Here is a 19077-nt window from a genome sequence, read left to right as displayed (position 1 = left end):
CTCACGAAAGGGCAGCCCGCCCTCCGGCGGCTGCCGCTCATTCCGCCGCGATCTTCTGGGCCGGGCCGAGCGCGCCCGACCACAGGATCGTGTCGATCTCGGCCCCTGAGCAGCCGAGCACGTCGCGCAGGATCTCGTCCGTATGCTCGCCGAGGAGCGGCGAGCGTTGGATCGCCACCGGGTTCGCCGACAGGCGGATCGGATTTCCGACCGTGAGGTACGAACCGCGCGTCGGGTGATCGACCTCGACCACCGTCCCGCTGGCGCGCAGCGCCTCGTCCTCGGCGATCTCCTTCATGGAGAGGATCGGCCCGCAGGGTATGTCGTAGGCGTTGAGGATATCCATCGCCTCGAACTTGTCGTGCTTCATCGTCCACGCTTCGATGCGCGTGAAGATCTCGTTGAGATGCGGCAGCCGCGCCTGCGGTGAGCTGTAATCCGGGTCCGTCTTCCAGTCCGGCTCACCGATGATGTCGCAGATCGGCTTCCACACCGCCGCCTGCGCGATGAAGTAGATGTAGGCGTCCGGGTCCTGCTCCCATCCCCGGCATTTCAGGATGCGGCCGGGCTGGCCCCCGCCGGAATCGTTCCCGGCCCGCGGAACGGCATCGCCGAACGGGACACCCTCGCCGAACTGGCTGTATTCCGCCAGCGGTCCGCGCGCGAGGCGCTGCTGGTCGCGCAGCTTCACCCGGCAGAGGTTGAGCACGCTGTCCTGCATCGCACAATCGACGCGCTGCCCGCGACCGCTCTGCACCCGGTGATAGAGCGCGGTGACGATCCCCAGGGCGAGGTGAAGCCCGGTGCCGGAATCGCCGATCTGCGCGCCGGTCACCATCGGCTTGTCGCCGCGCCAGCCCGTGGTCGAGGCCGAGCCCCCCGCGCATTGCGCGACGTTCTCGTAGACCTTGCAATCCTCGTAGCGGCCGGGCCCGAAGCCCTTCACGGAGGCGAGGATGAGGCGCGGATTGGCCGCCTGGAGCGCGTCCCAGGTCAGGCCCATCCGGTCGAGGGCACCGGGGGCGAAATTCTCGACGAGGACATCGCATTCGCGGATGAGGCGCCACAGCACCTCCTTGCCCGTCGCGTGCTTCACGTCGATCGTGATCGACCGCTTATTGTGGTTGAGCATCGTGAAGTAGAGGCTGTCGACGCCGGGGATGTCCTGCAATTGCTGCCGGGTCGCGTCGCCGCCATCGGGGCGCTCGATCTTGATGACATCCGCGCCGAACCACGCCAGCAGCTGCGTGCAGGTCGGACCGGACTGAACGTGCGTGAAATCCAGCACCTTCACGCCCTCGAGCGGCGCGCCCATCATGGCATCCTCCCTCGTCGCTGTCCTCGGGACGCGTCGCGGGGGCTTGTTCGCCTTGCGCCGCTGCGCGCCTGTCGATGCCGGAGCCGCCCTCGCGACACGCAAAGGATCGCGACGGTCATCCAGCACGCGGACAAAGATGGCATACCACATACCAACTGTCAAAATCCTGTCGTATCGCCGCCGAGGTTGAATTGGGGGGCCGATCGAACCAAGAGGGCGGCGTTTCCGCGTGAGGCCGGCACGGCGGTGCCATTCCGGCGAACGCTGCCCCAGAGCTGATCCATGACCCTTGTCGACCTTCGCGAGACCGCTCCGCTCGATGCGGAGGCGGCGGTCGCTGCCGCGCCGCCCACGGCCGCACCGGGCGCCAACCCGACCCTGGTCCTCGCGGCCCTGGCGATGGGCGGCTTCGCCATCGGCACGACCGAGTTCGCGGCGATGAGCCTGTTGCCGGACTTCGCGCCGGACCTCGGCCTCGACGCGCCGACCGCCGGTCACGTCATCAGCGCCTACGCGCTCGGCGTCGTGGTCGGCGCGCCGATCATCGCGGTGCTGGCGGCCAAGGTCGCCCGGCGCAGCCTGCTCATCGGCCTGATGGTTCTGTTCGCCCTGGGCAACGGCCTGTCGGCGCTCGCGCCGAGCTATGGCTGGATGCTCGCCTTCCGCTTCCTCGCCGGCCTGCCGCACGGAGCCTATTTCGGCGTGGCGGCCCTGGTCGCCGCCTCCCTGGTGCCGCGCGAGCGGCGCTCGCAGGCCGTGTCGCGGGTGATCCTGGGGCTGACCGTCGCCACCGTGGTGGGCGTGCCCCTGGCCAACGGCATCGGCCAGATCGCCGGCTGGCGCTGGAGCTTCGGCCTCGTGGCCCTGCTCGCCCTGTTCACCGCCCTCCTGGTGCGCCTCCACGCCCCCCTCGGGGAACCGGCCGAGGGCGCGAGCCCCCTGCGCGAACTCGGCGCCTTGAAGCGCGGGCAGGTCTGGCTGACCCTGGCCACGGGCGCCATCGGCTTCGGCGGCCTGTTCTCGGTCTACACCTACCTCGCCTCGACGCTGCTCGACGTGACCCATGTCGCGCCGGTCGCGATTCCCGCGATCTTGGCCGTGTTCGGCCTGGGCATGACGGTCGGCAACCTCGTCTGCGCCTGGGCGGCCGACCGGGCGCAGATGCCGGCCGCCGGGGCGACGCTGGTCTGGAGCGCGGCGGCGCTCGCCCTGTATCCGATGGCCTCGGCGAGCCTGTGGACGCTGACGCCGACGGTTTTCCTGATCGGCTGCGGTTGCGGCCTCGCCACTATCTTGCAGACCCGCTTGATGGACGTGGCCGAGGATGCGCAGACCCTGGCCGCCGCGCTCAACCATTCCGCGTTCAACGTCGCGAACGCCCTCGGCCCCTGGCTGGCGGGCCTGGCGCTCGCGGCCGGGTACGGTTTGCCCGCGACGGGATGGGTCGGCGTGGGGCTGGCGCTCGGAGGCCTCGCGATCTGGGCGGTCTCGCTGCTCGTGGAACGCCGCGCGCCGCGTGCGTCCTCGGCTGCGGGCTGGACTTCGCGCTAGACCCGCTCACCATGCGTCGTCGGCCCCGCTACGCGGCGCGCCCGTCCCGACCCGGAAGCGGCTCATGCGGATCCTCCTCATCAACCCCAACACCAGCGTCTCGGTCACGAGGCTCGTGGCCGACCGGGTCGCGGAGGTGGCGGGCGATGCGGCGACCTTCGTGCCGGTGACGGCCCGATTCGGGGCCGCCTACATCGCGAGCCGCGCGGCCCTGGCCATCGCCGGGCACGCGGCCCTCGAATGCCTCGCCGACCATGCGCGGGGCTGCGACGCGGTCTTCCTCGCCTGCTTCGGCGATCCGGGCCTCCTCGCCCTGCGCGAGGTGTCGCCCGTCCCCGTCGTGGGGATGCTCGAAGCCTCCTGCCTCGAAGCGCGGCGGATGGCGGGGCGCTACGGCATCGTCACGGGCGGCGCCCTGTGGAAGCCGATGCTGGAGGAGATCGTCGCCGGGCTCGGCCTCGGCGACGGGCTCGCCGGCATCCGCATCGTCGAGAAGACCGGCGGGGAGATCGCCAAGGATCCCGAGGCGGCCCTCGCGGCGCTCGCGGCGGCGTGCCGGGATTGCGCGGAACGGGACGGGGCCGAGACGGTCATCCTGGGTGGCGCGGCGCTGGCGGGCCTGGCGTCGCGCGTGCAGCCCCATGTGCCGGTGCCCGTCCTCTGCTCGGTCGAGGCGGGCGTTCGCGCGTCCCTCGCGGCGGTCCGGTCGCCCTTCGCGCGTCCGGCCCCGCTGTCCATCGAGACCGTCGCCCTCGGACCGGCCCTCGGCGACCTGCTCGCGGAGACCGGCGCGGAACGGGGATGAATCCCGCGCGGAGTGCGGGGGAGGGCCTTCTCACCGCAGGCCGAGCTGGGCCTTGTCGGTGAGCCGGCCGTTGCGGAAGGTCAGGGTCAGGTTCGCGCCATAGGTGCCGTGTCCGGACCAGCTATAGGTCGCCCGGTGGATGTCCCCGATGGTGAGGTGGGAGACGCGGCGCCCCTTGCAGCCGAGATGCTCCGTCACCCGGTGGAGGGTCATGCCCGTGTGCAGGGCTGCGTAATGCGCCCGGTCCACCCGGCAGCCCTTCGCGGCGGCGGGGAGGGGGGCGGCCAGTGCCGCCGCGACGAGGGCGAGGCGGAGGGCGTCACTGCGAGTCACGGCGCGTGCTCCCGGTCTCGTCGGCCTTCATGCCCCGGTTCGCGTCCTGCGGGGCGCGGACCTCGACCTTCAGGTCCTGGCGCATGTCCTGAAGGTGGTCGGTCACGATCCGCTCGCCTTCCTTCAGGCCTGCGATGATCGCGGTGTTGTCCCCGAAGCTGTCGCCCGTCGTCACCGGCTTCTGGCGCACGACGCCCTGGTCATCGACCACGTAGACGATCTGCTGCGCGAGGCGGGCCGAGAGCGCGATGGTGGGCACGAGAAGCTTGTCCTCGGTGCCGAGGGTCACGCGGGCGCGGACGAACTGGCCGGGCAGGAAGCGCTCGTCGTCGTTCGGGAGCAGGGCGCGCACGAGGCGGCGGGCGGTGCGGGGGTCGAAGCGGTTGTCGAGCTGGTAGACCCTGGCCTTGCGGATCGGCTTGCCGGACTCGTCCAGCACCTCGACGGCGACGGGACCCTTCTGCATCGCTTCGCGCAGGGCCTCCGAATCCTCCGAGGAGAGGGCCATCTGCACGTCGATCGGGTCGAGCTGCACCACGGTGACGAGCTGCGTCTGGTTCTCGATGACGAGATCGCCGGGGTTGATGATCGAGAGGCTGGCGCGGCCGTCGAAGGGGGCGTTCACCTCGGCGTAGTCGAGGTTGAGGTTTTGGCGGGCGATCGAGGCCTCGGCGCCCTGCACCTGCGCGGCGGCCGAGGCCGCGTTCGATTGCAACTGTTGCAGGCGCTGCTCGGAGGCGTAGCCCTTGTCCGCGAGGGAATCGGTGCGGTCCACCTCGGCCTGGGCGAATTGCAGCTGCGCCTTGGCCTGCGCCTCCTGGGCCTTGGCCTGGGCGAGGGCGACCTCGAAGGGGCGCTTGTCGATGCGGAAGAGCAACTGCCCCTTCTTCACGTGGCTGCCGGGCTCGAACGGGCGCTCGGTCACGTCGCCCGTCACCCGCGCCTGCAGGGCGGCGTCCTGCTGCGAGATGATCGTCCCCGTGTAGACGAAGTTGATCGGCACCGATTGCCGGTGCGCCGGCACCGCCGTCACGGTGAGCGTGGGCTCGGCCTCGTCGGCCTTGGCGGGCGCCTGCCCCCCCGGCAGCATCGCCAGCATCGCAGAGGGCGAGGGCCTGCCCGCCGCGTACCAGCCGCCTCCCGCCAGGGCGAGGGCGAGCCCGCCGCCCACCAGCCCAACCTTCACGCCCCTGCGCACGCCGCTGAACCCCCCGCGTCGAACAGGACGGGGAACACGCCAAACCGGATCGCGTTGCATGCCCGGTTTTCGCGGCCATCCCTGTACCGACGAGGTTCGATGTTCGCCCGCTTTGTCGATCGTCCCGTCCTGGCGGGCGTGATCTCGGTGCTGATCACCCTGATCGGCGCCGTGGCGGGCCTGACCCTGCCCATCGCGCAGTTCCCGGAGATCGCGCCGCCGATCATCAACATCCAGGCGACCTATCCCGGCGCCAGCGCGCAGCAGGCCTACGACGCGGTGACGACGCCGCTGGAACAGGAGATCAACGGCGCGCAGCACCTGCTCTACATCGCCTCGACCAGCAACACCGACGGCAGCGTCAACCTCGACGCGACGTTCGAGATCGGCTCCGACCTCGACGCCGCCGCCGCCGAGGTGCTGACCCGCGCCAACCGGGCGGAGGCGCGGCTGCCGGCCTCGGTGCGCTCGCAAGGTCTGGAGATCCAGAAGAGCACCCGGCAGCAGCTCGGCAACATCGTGCTCTATGCCGAGCCGGGCTCGCCCTACGACGAATTGTTCCTGGCGAACTGGGCCGAGACGCAGGTCATCAAGCCGCTGCGCCGGGTCGACGGCATGGGCCGCATCCAGAACTTCTCGCAGAAGCGCTACGCCATGCGGCTGTGGCTCGACCCCGTGAAGATGGAGGCCCTGGCGCTCAGCCCCGACGCGGTGATCAAGGCGGTGAGCCAGCAGAACGAGCAGATCACCACCGGCTCGCTCGGCAAGCCGCCGACGGACGGCAAGCCGACGCCGTTCGAGTTGCAGGTGGTGACTCAGGGGCGCCTCAGCCAGCCGCAGGAATTCGCCAACATCCTCCTGCGCGCCAACCCGGACGGCTCGGTGGTGCGGGTGCGCGACGTGGCGCGGGTGGAACTGGGCTCGGAGCAATACGGCGTCCGGTCCAGCTTCGACGGGAAGCCGTCCGCGACGCTCGGCCTCTACCAGACCCCCGGCGCCAACGCCGTCCACGTCATGGACGGGGTGAAGGCGACGATGGAGGAACTGGCCCGGCGCTTTCCTCCGGGCCTGAAATACAAGATCGCCCTCGACCGCACGGAATTCGTCCGCGAGGCGATCACCGAGGTGGTGCACACCCTGTTCGAGGCGCTGATCCTCGTGGTCGTCGTCACCTACATCTTCCTGCAGAACTGGCGGGCGACGCTCATCCCCTCCATCGCAGTGCCCGTGGCGCTGGTGGGCACGTTCGGGCCGATGGCCCTGCTCGGCTTCTCCTTCAACACCCTCAGCCTGCTCGGCATGGTGCTGGCGGTGGGGCTCGTGGTCGATGACGCGATCATCGTGGTGGAGAACACCGAGCGGCTGATGGACGAGGGGATGGAGCCCCGCCCGGCCGCCCGCGAGGCGGTGAACGAGGTGGCGGGCCCGGTCATCGCGACGACGCTGGTCCTCGCCGCGCTGTTCGTGCCGGTGGCGTTCATCCCCGGGCTGACGGGCCAGCTCTACAACCAGTTCGCGCTCACCATCGCCATCTCGGTGATGATCTCGGCGGTGGTCTCCCTCACCCTCACGCCGGCCCTGTGCGGGATGATCCTGAAGCACCGGCCGGAGGGGGCGGACAAGCGCCAGAGCCGCTGGAAGGCGCCGCTGCGCTGGTTCAACCGGGCGCTGGAGAAGGCGGCGAACGGGCTGACGACGATGATCGGCGCGCTGAGCCGCCACGTCGTCCTCGTCGGGCTTGCCTTCGCAGCCTTCGCGGCGGTGACGGTGCTGCTGGTGATGCAGCGCCCCACCGGCTTCGTGCCGAACGAGGACCAGGGCTATTTCTTCGCCGACGTCGCCCTGCCCAAGGGCGCCTCGGTGGACCGTACCGACAGGATGGTGGAGCGCCTGGGCAAGTCCCTGCGGGACATGCCGGAGGCGGAGCACACGATCGGGGTGATCGGGCGCAGCATCCTCGCGGATGCGGTGGCGCCGTTCTACGGCTTCCAGATCCCGATCCTGAAGCCCTGGGGCCAGCGCACGGCCACCGCCGACGACGTCATCGCCCGCGTGCAGAAGGAGTTCCGGCACGATCCGGACGGCAAGGTGCGGGTGGTCAACCCCTCGCCGCTGCCCGGCCTCGGCACCCGCAGCGGCCTGACCCTGGAGATCCAGGATCGCAGCGGCACGGGCGGGATCAAGCTCGCGGAGGCGGCGCAGTCCTTCATCGACGAGATGAGCAAGAACCCGAATATCGGCCAGGCGCTGCCGACCACGAGCTACGGCGTGCCGCAGATCCGGCTTGAGATCGACCGGGCCAAGGCCGAGCAGCTCGGCGTGCCGCTGCAGAACCTGTTCGACGCGCTGGGCACCTATGTCGGGTCGAGCTTCGTGAACCTCTTCAACCGGTTCGGCTTCGTCTATCAGGTCTACGTGCAGAGCGAGGCCTCGGGCCGGCGCACGATCCAGGACCTGGAGGCCCTGCCGGTCCTCAACGGGCGCGGCGAGCCGGTGCGGATCGGCTCCCTGGTGCGCGCGGAATTCACCAGCGGGCCGACGGCGGTCCTGTCCTACAACACCTATCCGGCCATCGAGGTCGCCATCGAAGTGGCCTCCACCGCGAGCTCCGGGACGGTGCTGAAGGAGGTCGAGGCGCTGGCCAAGAGCAAGCTCCCCTCGGATTACGCCGTGGAATGGACTGACGTCGCCTATCAGGAGAAGGTCGCGGGCGGCTACGCGCCGCTGATCTTCGGGCTCGGCGTGCTGATGATCTTCCTGCTGCTCGCCGGGCAATACGAATCCCTGCGCCTGCCCTTCGTGATCCTGCTGGCGACGCCCATCGCGATCTTCGGCGCGGTGGGGGCGCTCGCCCTGCGCGGGCTCGACCTCGACATCTTCGGGCAGATCGGGCTGCTGCTCCTCGTCGGGCTCGCGGCGAAGAACTCGATCCTGCTCGTCTCCTTCGCGGAGGATCTGCGGCGGCAGGGCGACGACGCGCTCAAGGCGGCGCAGGATGCGGCGCGGCTGCGGATGCGGCCGATCCTGATGACCTCCTTCGCCTTCATCACCGGCTCGATCCCGCTGGCCATCGCCTCGGGGGCGGGCGCCAACGCCCGCGTCTCCATGGGGACGGTGGTCATCGGCGGCCTCGTGGTGGCGACCTTCATCACCCTGTTCGTGACGCCGACCTTCTACGTCGCCTTCGAGCGCCTGCTCGGCAGCAAGGACACGGCGAAGGACAAGGATGAAAAGCCCGCCGAAAAGGCGCGGGAGGCCGAGCCGGCGCCGACGTGAAACAGCGCATTGCATTTTGAATGCGCGAGGCAGAAGCTTCTCCGGTACCGCCCCAACGAAGGGTGGGCCGGAGGAGACGGTTTCCATGAGCACACGGCGCGATTTCCTGCATCTCACCGCGGCGGCCACCGCCGTCGGCGCCCTGGCGGCCCCGGCCAGGGCCGAGAGCCCGGCCACCGGACCGGGGCACCCGATCCCGCCCAGCGGCGGTGACATGCTCCGCCTCGTCACCTTCGTCCCCGATGCGGGCAAGGCCGCGCGCCTCGGCGCCGTGACGGGGGACGGGCGCGTGATCGACCTGTCGCAGGTCGCCGTGCCGGGGCTCGACACGACGCGGATGGTCTCGCTGATCGAGGCGGGTCCGAAGGCCCTCGACATGGTGCGCCGCGCCGCCGCCTCCGGCGACGGGCCGAAGGTCGAGACCGTGCGCCTGCTGGCGCCGATCCCGGCGCCGACGCGCAACGTCTACGCCGTGGGCTGGAACTACCTCGAACACTTCGCCGAAGGGCAGGCGACCAGCCTCGCCAAGACCGAATACCCGGCCCACCCGGTGTTCTTCACCAAGGGCGTGAACACGGTGAACGGCCCCTACGACCCGATTCCCTACAATCCCGAGGTCTCGACGCAGATCGACTGGGAAGCCGAACTGGCGATCATCGTCGGCACGGGCGGAACCAACATCAAGGAAGCCGACGCGCTGAACCACGTCTTCGGCTACAGCGTCATGAACGACACCACCGCCCGCGACATGCAGCGCACCCTGCACGGCGGCCAGTGGTTCAAGGGCAAGAGCCTCGACGGCCACGGGCCGTTCGGTCCCTGGATCGTCCCCGCCTCGGACATCGACCCCTCGAACCTGCGCCTGCTGCTGCGGGTCAACGGCGCGGTGAAGCAGGATGCCTCGACCCAGCAGATGTACTTCAAGGTCGCGCGGATCGTCTCGGAACTGTCGCGGGGCCTCACCCTGGTGCCGGGCGACATCATCGCCACCGGCACGCCCCCCGGCGTCGGCTTCGCCCGCAAGCCGCCGGAATTCCTCAAGCCCGGCGACGTGATGGAGACCGAGATCGTCGGCCTCGGCACCCTGCGCAACGTGATCCAGCCGGTTCATTCCTGAGACCGGGCTTGAGCGAGCGTCGTACGGAGGCTCGCGACAAAATGCGTCAGACTTTTCCGCGCGATCGAGGCCGCATTCCTCGTCGAGCGGAAAAGGAAGTTAAGGTGAGGCAGCTACCGTAAGGGGCAACGACAGAACGATCTTCGGTTGCCTGATGCTGACGGTGTTAGGATGTTTCCTCGGTGAGCACGACCTATGGTTGGTTGCGCTCGCCGCCTTCGTTTGCACGCTGGCCTCGGCCGCCTGCATCGTGCTGCTCCACCACGCCCGGCGGAGCCCGAAGCCCTGGCGAGGGGCCTGGATCGCCGTCGCTGCGGTGGCGGGCGGCTCCGGAATCTGGGCAACCCACTTCATCGCCATGCTCGCCTTCGAGCCGAGCCTTCCGACCGGCTACACGATCAGGCTGACGATCCTCTCGCTGGCCTATGCCATCGCCCTTACCGGGGCTGGGCTTGCGGTGGCGCTGTGGCGGGCGCTGCCGGGCGCACCCCTGTTCGGCGGCCTGATCCTCGGCGGCGGCATCGCGGCGATGCACTACACCGGCATGGCCGCCTTCGAGGTGCCGGGCCACCTCAGGTGGGATCCCACCCTCGTCGTCGCCTCGCTGATCCTCGGCGGGGTGCTCGGCGCCGCCGGGCTTCAGGTCGGACTGGCGCGCCAGGGGCTGACCGGGCGGGGCGTCGGCGCGCTCCTGCTGCTGGCGGCGATCTGCGGCCACCATTTCACCGCCATGGGCGCGATCACCATCGTGCCCGACCCATCGGTCGCCATCACCGACAGCGCCATTCCGGCCCGCTGGCTCGGAATGGGCGTCGCCCTCGCCAGCGTCGCCATCCTCCTGATGGCCATCGGCGCGCTGATGCTCGACCTGCGCGAGCGCCGCCAGGCGATCCTGGCGCGGGAGCGGCTGAACAGCCTCGCCAATGCCGCCGTCGAGGGGCTTCTGGTCTGCCGGGGCGAGACCATCGTCAACGGCAACGACAGCTTCGGCGCCCTCGTCGGGCTGCCGGCTGCGGACCTCGGCGGCGTGCCCCTGACGCGCTTCCTGCCGGGGGCGGGGGCGCAACTCGCGCTGGTCGGGCAGGGGGATCTGCCCATCGAGGCCGAGCTGAGCGGGGCGCAGGGCGAGATCATTCCGGTGGAACTCATCGTCCGCCCCGTCACCTACGGCAGCGAGCCCCACTTCGCCGTCGCGGTGCGCGACCTGCGCGCCCGGCGCAAGGCCGAGGGGCAGATCCAGTTCCTCGCCCACCACGACGCGCTCACCGGCCTCGCCAACCGCGCGAGCTTCACCCTGCGGCTGGAGCGGGAGATGAAGCGGGCGGCGGCCACGAAAGGCAAGCTCGCGGTGCTGTGCCTCGACCTTGACCGCTTCAAGGAGGTCAACGACCTCTTCGGCCACGCCGCGGGCGACGCGCTCCTCGTCAGCGTGGCGCGGACGATCACGGCGCTCCTCGACGAGAACCAGCTGATGGCCCGCCTCGGCGGCGACGAATTCGCGATCCTCATGCCCTGCGACCACGCGGTGGCGGCGGGCCGCCTCGCGGAGGCGGTGCTCGACGCCCTGCGCACCGAGAATCTCGAGATGGTCGGCCCGGCCGCCGCCGCCAGCATCGGCATCGCGGTCTACCCGGACAATGCCGACGAGCGCGCGCTGCTTCTCAGCTACGCCGACACCGCCCTCTACCGGGCGAAGTCGGAGGGGCGGAGCACGTATCGCTTCTTCGAGGCGACGATGGGCGCGCAGGTGCGCGACCGGCGGCTCCTGGAACACGACCTGCGCCATGCCGTGGCGCGGGACGAGATGCATCTCGTCTACCAGCCGCAGAGCGATGTCGCCTCGGGCCGGGTGATCGGGTTCGAGGTCCTGCTGCGCTGGCAGCACCCCGTGCGCGGGGCGGTCTCGCCCGCGATCTTCATCCCCATCGCCGAGGAGAGCGGCCTGATCCTGTCGATCGGCGAATGGGTGCTGCGCGAGGCATGCCGCGAGGCGGCGGGCTGGACCAATCCGCTCACCGTGGCGGTGAACGTGTCGGGGGTGCAGATCCACGCGCCGAACCTCGTGCCGCTGGTGCAGGAGGTGTTGCGCGAGACCGGTCTGGCCCCCGAGCGCCTGGAGATCGAGGTAACGGAGACCGCGCTGATCCGCGAGCCGGCCCGCGCCCAGACGACGCTCCGGCAGCTGAAGACCCTCGGCGTGCGCATCGCCATGGACGATTTCGGCACGGGCTATTCCTCGCTCTCGAACCTGCGCGCCTACCCGTTCGACAAGATCAAGATCGACGGCTCGTTCATCCGCACCGTGGATTCGAACGCGCAGACGGCGGCCATCGTCCGCTCGGTGCTCGGCCTCGGCCGGGGCCTCGGGATGCCGGTCCTCGCGGAGGGGGTCGAGACGGCGGAGGAGCTGAGCTTCCTCGTGGGCGAGAATTGCGCGGCGGCGCAGGGCTACCTGATGGGCCGTCCCAACCGGATCGCGACCTTCGCCCACCTCACCCATCCGCCTGAGGACAGCACCCTCGCCGCCTGAAAGGGCGTGCGGGGGAAATTGACGTGGGCGCGGCCGGCGCCTACGCCCGGGTTCTTCCGTCTCCCTCGCGAAGGACCGAGCGATGATCGTCGAAATGCGCGTCTATTACTGCGCCCCGACCCGGCTTCCCGCCCTCCTCGACCGGTTCCGCACCATCACGATGGGCTTCTTCGAGAAGTACGGGATCGAGCAGGTCGGCTTCTTCACGACCCTGGTCGGGCCGGACAACCACGCCCTGACCTACTTCCTGAAGTGGGACAGCCTCGCCGATCGCGAGCAAAAGTGGAACGCCTTCCAGGCCGATCCCGAATGGATCGCCAAGCGCGGCGAGACCGAGAAGGACAAGCCCATCGTGGCGCGGATCGAGAACACCTTCCTCGCCCCGACGGATTTCTCGGCCCTGCGCTGAGGCGCGTCAGGCCATCGCGACCGCCGCCCCGGTCAGAGCCTCCACCTCCGCGACCACGCGGTCCTGGTGGAAATGGTGGAGCATGTGCCCGGTGCCGCGAAGCCACGTGTAGCGGGCGCCGGGGATCATCGCGGCGGCCACGGCGCCGTGCAGGGCGTTGTTGACGACGATGTCGGCCGTGCCGGCGAGGATGCGCACCGGCACCCGGCAGGTCGGGTAGGCCGCCGCCGCCCGCGCCAGCGCCGGCCAGACGCTCATCGCGTCCTCGCCCTCCGCGATCATGCGGGCCGGGCCGCTGGCCCGGAGCCATGGAAAGCGCGCGGCGAAGTCCGGCGGCACCGCCTGCGGCAGGAAGATCGCCCGCCAGAGCAGCGGCAGCATCGCCCGGTCGAGGCTTCCGGCCAGCATCGTCGCGAGACCGTCGCCGAGGCCCGGCACGGCGCGCGGGCCGAACAGGGCCTGTTCGAGGCGTGGTTCGGGGAAGCACAGCGGCGCCAGGGCCACCACGCCTCTCACCGAGTCCGGGTGCGACAGGGCGAGGCAGAGCGCCACCGTCGCCCCGAAGGAATGGCCGACCACCACCGGCCGCCGCAGGGCGAGATGGTCGATCGCCTCGCGGATCGCCGCCGCCTGCCGCCAGGGCGAGGCGTCCACGAGCCGCCGCCGGCTGCTGAGCCCATGGCCCGGCCGGTCCACGGCGACGACCCGGTGCCGCCCGGCGAGGCCGGGCATCAGCGGCAGCCACATGTCCTCCAGCGCCATCAGCGTACCGTGGATCAGCACCACGTCACAGCCCTCGCCCGCACCCGTATCGGCGCAGGCGATGCTGCCCCCGTCCGCCAGCGTGACGAGGGTCCGCGCGATATCGCCCGCCGGCGTGTCCACGCTCAGGAGCGCCGCCCCGGCCGGAGCAGGGTCGCGGCGGCGAGGCCGAGGCCGACCACCGCCGAGGCCGTGGCGAGCGGGTGCAGGCTCGCCCGCGTGTAGGCGCTCCGGCGCAGCACCGGGAAGGGCTGGTCGCCGTGGACATGGCCGGTGTCGTCGAGTTGCGGTTCGTGCAGCGCCCCGGCCGGGCGGCGGGGCGCCATGGTGCGCTTCTGCAGGGCGGCGATCTGCCCGGCGAGGTGGTCGTAGGCCCCCGGCGCGAATTCCTTGCCGGCGATGAACATCTTGCCCGCCCCGCCGACCACGATGTCCCGCTGCGGGCGCACGGCGGCGTGGAGGATCGCCCGCGCCACCTCGTCCGCCGAGTAGACCGGCGGCGGCAGCATCGGCTCCTTGTCGAGGTAGTTGCGCGCCCGGCGGGGAAGGGGGGTGTCGATGGAGGCGGGCTTGACCAGCGTCACCGAGATCGGCGCGTCGTCGAGGCGCAGTTCCATGCGCAGGGCGTCGGTGAAGCCCTTCACCGCGTGTTTCGAGGCCGAGTACATCCCCTGGAAGGGGAAGGCGAGGTCCGAGGCGATGGAGCCGACGTTGATCAGCGCCCCGCCCCGTTTCTTCATCAGCCCGACCGCCACCAGCGAGCCGTGGACGGTGCCCCAGAAATTCGTGCGCATCAGGCGCTCGTGATCCTCCTGGCTGACCTCGGCGAGGGGGCCGTAGATCGTCAGCCCGGCGACGTTGACCCAGGTGTCGACACCGCCGAACGCGGCCACCGCCTTCGCGGCGATCTCCTCCACCTGCTCCCGCTCGCCGACATCGGCGCCGACGGCCAAGGCCTGCCCGCCCTCGCGGACGAGGTCGGCGGCGATCCGGTCGAGGGCCGCGCCGCTCCGGGCCGCCAGCACGACCCGCGCGCCCTGGGCGGCGGCCCTCCGCGCCGTGGCCAGCCCGATCCCGGACGAGGCGCCGGTCACGACGATCGTCTGGTCCGCGAGGGGTTTGTGCTGCATGGCCGGTGTTCCCGAAACTGACGCGGCACGGATGCCGCTCGGGTTGGCTACCCACGGAACTCCGCTCAAGTTTCCGGGACGCCGGCGTGTCGCCGGGTAGGCGTGGGCTCCCGTTGCGTGTAACGCCTGGGAAACGGGATGATTTGGCAATCGGCGGGGAGGGGGTTGGCGTTGGGCCTCGCGCGCAAGGTCGTGCTCACCGGAACGCTGTTCGTCCTCGTCGCGGGCGGCGCCTTCGCCATGACGCGGCCGGGCGCCACCGCCGCCCTCGCCGGGTGGCGCGAGTCCCTGGACGCTTTCCTGCCCGGCCGGACGCCCGCTCCGGCCGCCCGGCTCCCGGCCCCGCGCACGGCCGTCGAGGACGGGCGCACGATCGTGCGTCTCACCGCCGCCGAGCGGGCGCGGATCGGCATCGTCACGAAGGTGCTGCCCGCAGAGCCGCATCCGCGCGAGTCGACCGGCTACGGCAGCCTCCTCGACGTCGCCCGCGTCACCGAACTCACGAACAGCTATGCGGGCGCCGTGGCCGCCCTCCAGACCGCGAAGGCGCGGGCCGAGGTGTCGGTGAGCGCCGCGCGCCGGCTCAAGAGCCTCGGCGCGGCGGCGGTCGCCACGGCGCAGATCGAGACCGCCGAGGGCACGGCGCTCACCGACCTCGCGGCGGTCACGGCGGCCGAGTCGCAGGTGCGCACGCTGGCCGCCACCGCCCGGCAGGAATGGGGCTCGGTGATCGGCAAGGCGATCATCGAGCGCGGCGCCCTGGTGACGCGGCTCATCGAGCGCGACGACTTCCTGATGCAGGTGACGCTGCCGCCGGGGGAAGCCCTGGCGAAGCCGCCCCAGACCGCCTTCGCCGAGGTGCCGCCGCAGAGCGAGCGGGTGCCGCTCCGCCTCGTCTCTCCCGCCACGCGCACGGATCCAAGGATCCAGGGACAGAGCTTCTACTATCTCGTCTCCGGCGAGAGCGGGCTCCTGCCCGGCATGAGCGTCATGGCCTTCCTGCCCACCGGCAAGGCCGCGACCGGCGTGCTCGTCCCCGAGGATGCGGTGGTCCATGCCGAGGGCGGCACCTGGGTCTATCGCGGCCTCGGGGACGATTCCTACGTGCGCCACCCCGTGCGGCCCGACGCGCCGATGTCGGCCGACAGCTTCGTCGTGGAGGATCTGCCCGACGGTAGCAAGATCGTCCTTTCGGGGGCGCAGGCGCTCCTGTCGGAGGAGCTGAGGAGCCGCATCCGCGTCGTCGGCGACGACGATGACTGAGGAGACGCCCTCGGGCCTCCAGGCGGCCCTGGTCGGCGCCTCGGTGCGGCTGCCCCGCGTGGTGCTGGCGCTGGCCTGCGCCCTCCTCGTCTTCGGGCTCTACGCCCTGGCCGGGGCGCGCTACGACGTGTTCCCCGAATTCACGCCGCCCACGGCCACGATCCAGACCGAGGCGCCCGGCCTCGACCCGGAGCAGGTCGAGGTGCTGGTGACGCAGATCGTGGAGGGGGCCGTCGCCGGCCTTCCGGGGCTGGAGACCCTGCGCTCCTCCTCGATCCAGGGCCTGTCGGTGGTCACGGCCACCTTCCGGGCGGGGAGCGGCGTCGATCAGCTGCGCCAACGGGTGAACGAGCGCATCGCCGCCCTGCCGGGGCGCCTGCCGCAGGGCGTCTCGGCGCCGTCGATGACGCCGCTCACCTCCTCGACCCTCACGGTGCTCCTCGTCGGCCTCACCTCCGCGCGTCGGGACGCCATGGACTTGCGCACGCTCGCCGATTGGACCGTGCGCCCGCGCCTCCAGGCGGTGCCGGGCATCGCCCAGGTCTCGGTCTATGGCGGCGCGGTGCGCTCCCTCCAGGTGCAGGTGCGCCCCGACGACCTGATCCGCCACCAGATCGGCCTCAACGACGTCCTCGCCGCCGCCCGCAAGGCGACCGGCGTGCGCGGGGCGGGCTTCGTGGACACGCCGAACCAGCGCGTCGTGCTGCGCACCGAGGGGCAGGCCCTCACCCCGGAGGCGCTCGGCCGCACGGTGCTCGCCAACGAGGGCGGGGCCAGCGTGATCCTGGCCGACGTCGCCACCGTCACCGCCGCGCCGGAGCCCGCGATCAGCGCCGCCCTGGTCGACGGCAAGCCCGGCGTGCTGATGATGGTCGGCGCGCAGGTCGGCGTCGACACCCTCGCCGTCACCGCCCGGCTCGAAGCCGCCCTCGACGAGTTGCGCCCCGCCCTCGACCGCGAGGGCGTGTCCCTGCGCCCTGACCTGTTCCGCCCGGCCGACTTCGTCGGGGTCGCTACCGGCAACGTGCTGTTCGCCTTGGGCCTCGGCGGCGGGCTGGTGGTGATCGTGCTCCTCGTCTTCCTGGGGGATTGGCGCACGGCGCTCATCAGCGCGGCGGCGATCCCGCTCTCGCTCGTGGCGGCGGCCCTGGTGCTGCAAGCCTGGGGCGAAAGCCTCAACACCATGACGCTCGGCGGCCTCGCGCTCGCCATCGGCGAGGTGGTGGACGATGCGGTGATCGGCGTCGAGAACGTCACCCGCCGCCTGCGCGAGGCCGGGCGCGCCACCCTCGGCCAGCGGGCACGGCTGGTGCGCGACGCCATCCTGGAAGTGCGCAGCTCCGTCGCCTATGCGACGCTCGCGGTGCTGCTGATGTTCCTGCCGGTCCTGTCGCTCACCGGCGTCGCCGGACGGCTGTTCGGGCCGCTGGCGCTGGCCTATGTCGCCGCCGTCGTCGCCTCGCTCCTCGTCGCCCTGACGGTGACGCCTGCGCTGTCGCTCGTCCTCCTCGGCGGCAGGACCGGACGCGCCGGGCCGGCGATGGACCCGCCCGCCGTGCGCTGGAGCCGCCGGTTCTACCTCGCGCTGCTCACCCGCGCCGGCCGCGCGCCGCGGACGGTGGTCGCCTTCGGGATCGTCTCCGCGCTCGCCGGGGCGGCGCTGGTGCCCGGCCTCGGCCTGTCCTTCCTGCCCGACCTGAGGGAGGGGCACCTGATCCTCCACATGGTGGCCGCGCCCGGCACCTCGCTGACGGAATCGCAGCGGCTCGGCACCCTCATCACCGCCGAGCTGAAGGCCATCCCCGGCGTGCGCGCGGTGGCCTCGCAGATCGGCCGGGCCGAGGCCGGCGAGGACACCGCCGGGCCGCATTACAGCGAGATCCACATCGACCTCGAACCCGGCCTCGGCGGGGCGGCGCAACGCGGGATCGAGGGGCGGATCCGCGACCTGATCGCCGGGTTTCCCGGCCCGGCCTTCTCGCTGAAGTCGTTCCTGACGGAGCGGATCGAGGAGGTCATCTCCGGCTTCACGGCGCCGGTCGTCGTCAACGTGGTCGGCAACGACCTCGACCGGATCGAGGCCGCCGCCCGCGCCGTCGCGCGGGAACTCGCCGAGGTCCGGGGGGCGCGGGACGTGCAGCAGGCCGCCCCCGCCGGCCTGCCGCAGGTGACGGTTGCCCTGCGGCAGGTCGATCTGCGCCATTGGGGGCTCGATGCCATCGAGGTGCTGGAAGCGGTGCGCACCGCCTACCAGGGCGACACGGTGGGCCAGACCTACCGGGGCAACGCGGTGTTCAACGTGATCGTCCTCCTCGAGGCCCATGCGCGGGAGCGCCTGAGCACCATCGGCGACCTGCCCCTTCGGACGCCGGGCGGACGCTACCTCCGGCTGTCGCAGGTGGCCGACGTCTACGAGAGCACCGGCCGCTATCAGGTGCAGCACCAGGGCGCGCAGCGGGTGCAGGCGGTGACGGCCAACGTCGTCGGGCGGGACATCGCGGGCTTCGTCGCGGCGGCCAAGCGCAAGATCGCCAAGGAGGTGCGTCTGCCGGCGGGCGTCTACATCACCTTCGCGGGCGCCGCCGAGGCGCAGGCGCGGGCGCGGCGCGACCTCCTGTTCCACACGGCCTTGGCCGGGTTCGGCATCGTGGTGCTGCTCGCCATCGTCACCGGCTCGGGGGCGAACCTCGCCCTGGTGCTGGCGAACCTCCCTTTCGCCTTCGTCGGCGGCGTCGCGGCGGTGCTGCTGACGGGGGGCACGCTGTCGCTCGGCTCCATCGTCGGCTTTGTCACCCTGTCGGGCATCTCGCTGCGGAACAGCGTGATGATGATCGCCCATTACGAGCAGATGGTCGCCCGCGAGGGCCGCCCCTGGGACCGGGCCACGGCCTTCGAGGGCGCCGCCGACCGGATGGTGCCGATCCTGATGACCTCCCTCGTCACCGGCCTCGGCCTGCTGCCGCTGGCGCTCGGCGCGGGCGAGCCCGGCCGGGAGATCGAGGGCCCGATGGCCGCCGTGATCCTCGGCGGCCTCGTCACCTCGACGGTGTTGAACCTCCTGATCCTGCCGATCCTCGCCCTGCGCTTCGCCCGCTTCCGGCGGGGGGAGGACTGGCGGGAGGCTGCGTGAAGGGGCTCACCGCATCGGGCGAAGTCTGGGCGGCTTGTCTTGCCCCCTCTCCCCGTCTTGCGGGGAGAGGGCTGAGCCCCCCTTGCCGGGGGCGAAGCAAGGCGGCAGCCGGGGGTGAGGGGGCGACCCGGAGGCGTCTCATCCGGCGCCCCCCCTCACCGCCGCTTCGGCTTCGCCTCCGCTTCCCGTTTGCACGGCAGGGTGCAAACGGGCCTCTCCCCGCACGCGGGGAGAGGGGAACCCGCGCTCGACCGA

At 71.4% G+C, this 19077-nt stretch carries 13 protein-coding genes; 8 read left to right on the top strand and 5 right to left on the bottom strand.

From position 1 onward, the window contains the following. Nucleotides 1-37 precede the first annotated feature (37 nt). Nucleotides 38-1315, bottom strand: coding sequence for a formyl-CoA transferase (gene frc / locus ACS5Q7_RS21020; RefSeq protein ID WP_478341212.1), 1278 nt, complete (start codon nt 1313-1315; stop codon nt 38-40). 285 nt (nt 1316-1600) lie between these two features. Here frc and ACS5Q7_RS21015 point away from each other — a divergent pair, with 285 nt between their 5' ends. Beyond that, nucleotides 1601-2869, top strand: coding sequence for an MFS transporter (locus tag ACS5Q7_RS21015; protein ID WP_478341211.1), 1269 nt, complete (start codon nt 1601-1603; stop codon nt 2867-2869). A 64-nt stretch (nt 2870-2933) separates the two neighbouring features. Further along, nucleotides 2934-3674, top strand: coding sequence for an aspartate/glutamate racemase family protein (locus tag ACS5Q7_RS21010; RefSeq protein WP_478341210.1), 741 nt, complete (start codon nt 2934-2936; stop codon nt 3672-3674). Between the two features lie 30 nt (nt 3675-3704). On the opposite strand, the gene ACS5Q7_RS21005 is transcribed toward ACS5Q7_RS21010, so the two are convergent. Then, on the bottom strand, nt 3705-4007 hold the full coding sequence (locus ACS5Q7_RS21005; protein WP_478341209.1) for a hypothetical protein: 303 nt from the start codon (nt 4005-4007) through the stop codon (nt 3705-3707). Next, on the bottom strand, nt 3994-5205 hold the full coding sequence (locus tag ACS5Q7_RS21000) for an efflux RND transporter periplasmic adaptor subunit (RefSeq protein WP_478341208.1): 1212 nt from the start codon (nt 5203-5205) through the stop codon (nt 3994-3996). Before ACS5Q7_RS21000 ends, ACS5Q7_RS21005 begins: the two co-directional genes overlap by 14 nt. A 99-nt stretch (nt 5206-5304) precedes the next feature. Between ACS5Q7_RS21000 and ACS5Q7_RS20995 the strand changes: the two genes are divergently transcribed. The 4 genes from ACS5Q7_RS20995 (at nt 5305) to ACS5Q7_RS20980 (ending at nt 12537) form a co-directional block, all read left to right on the top strand. Further along, nucleotides 5305-8481 (top strand): efflux RND transporter permease subunit, encoded by a 3177-nt coding sequence (locus tag ACS5Q7_RS20995; protein WP_478341207.1) that lies wholly within the window; start codon nt 5305-5307, stop codon nt 8479-8481. Between the two features lie 85 nt (nt 8482-8566). After that, a complete protein-coding gene (locus ACS5Q7_RS20990) occupies nt 8567-9598 on the top strand; it encodes a fumarylacetoacetate hydrolase family protein (protein WP_478341206.1) in 1032 nt (343 codons plus the stop codon). Between the two features lie 154 nt (nt 9599-9752). Then, the gene (locus tag ACS5Q7_RS20985) at nt 9753-12128 is read left to right on the top strand and encodes a bifunctional diguanylate cyclase/phosphodiesterase (protein ID WP_478341205.1); all 2376 of its coding nucleotides are present in this window, start codon (nt 9753-9755) and stop codon (nt 12126-12128) included. Between the two features lie 82 nt (nt 12129-12210). After that, nucleotides 12211-12537 carry an NIPSNAP family protein gene (locus ACS5Q7_RS20980; protein WP_478341204.1) on the top strand — a complete coding sequence of 109 codons (327 nt, stop codon included), beginning with the start codon at nt 12211-12213 and terminating at the stop codon, nt 12535-12537. A 6-nt stretch (nt 12538-12543) separates the two neighbouring features. Here ACS5Q7_RS20980 and ACS5Q7_RS20975 read toward each other — a convergent pair whose 3' ends face one another. Continuing rightward, nucleotides 12544-13422: an alpha/beta fold hydrolase gene (locus tag ACS5Q7_RS20975; protein ID WP_478341203.1), complete on the bottom strand. Its 879-nt coding sequence runs from the start codon at nt 13420-13422 to the stop codon at nt 12544-12546. A 2-nt stretch (nt 13423-13424) separates the two neighbouring features. Then, the gene (locus ACS5Q7_RS20970) at nt 13425-14429 is read right to left on the bottom strand and encodes an SDR family oxidoreductase (RefSeq protein WP_478341202.1); all 1005 of its coding nucleotides are present in this window, start codon (nt 14427-14429) and stop codon (nt 13425-13427) included. Nucleotides 14430-14669: 240 nt separating this feature from the next. On the opposite strand from ACS5Q7_RS20970, the gene ACS5Q7_RS20965 reads away from it, so the two are divergent. Beyond that, the gene (locus ACS5Q7_RS20965) at nt 14670-15692 is read left to right on the top strand and encodes an efflux RND transporter periplasmic adaptor subunit (protein WP_478341277.1); all 1023 of its coding nucleotides are present in this window, start codon (nt 14670-14672) and stop codon (nt 15690-15692) included. After that, the gene (locus ACS5Q7_RS20960; protein WP_478341201.1) at nt 15685-18822 is read left to right on the top strand and encodes an efflux RND transporter permease subunit; all 3138 of its coding nucleotides are present in this window, start codon (nt 15685-15687) and stop codon (nt 18820-18822) included. Before ACS5Q7_RS20965 ends, ACS5Q7_RS20960 begins: the two co-directional genes overlap by 8 nt. The last annotated feature ends 255 nt before the right edge of the window (nt 18823-19077 follow it).

The sequence above is a fragment of the Methylobacterium sp. Gmos3 genome (assembly GCF_056430985.1).
This window is presented reverse-complemented; position numbering and strand designations above follow the sequence as displayed.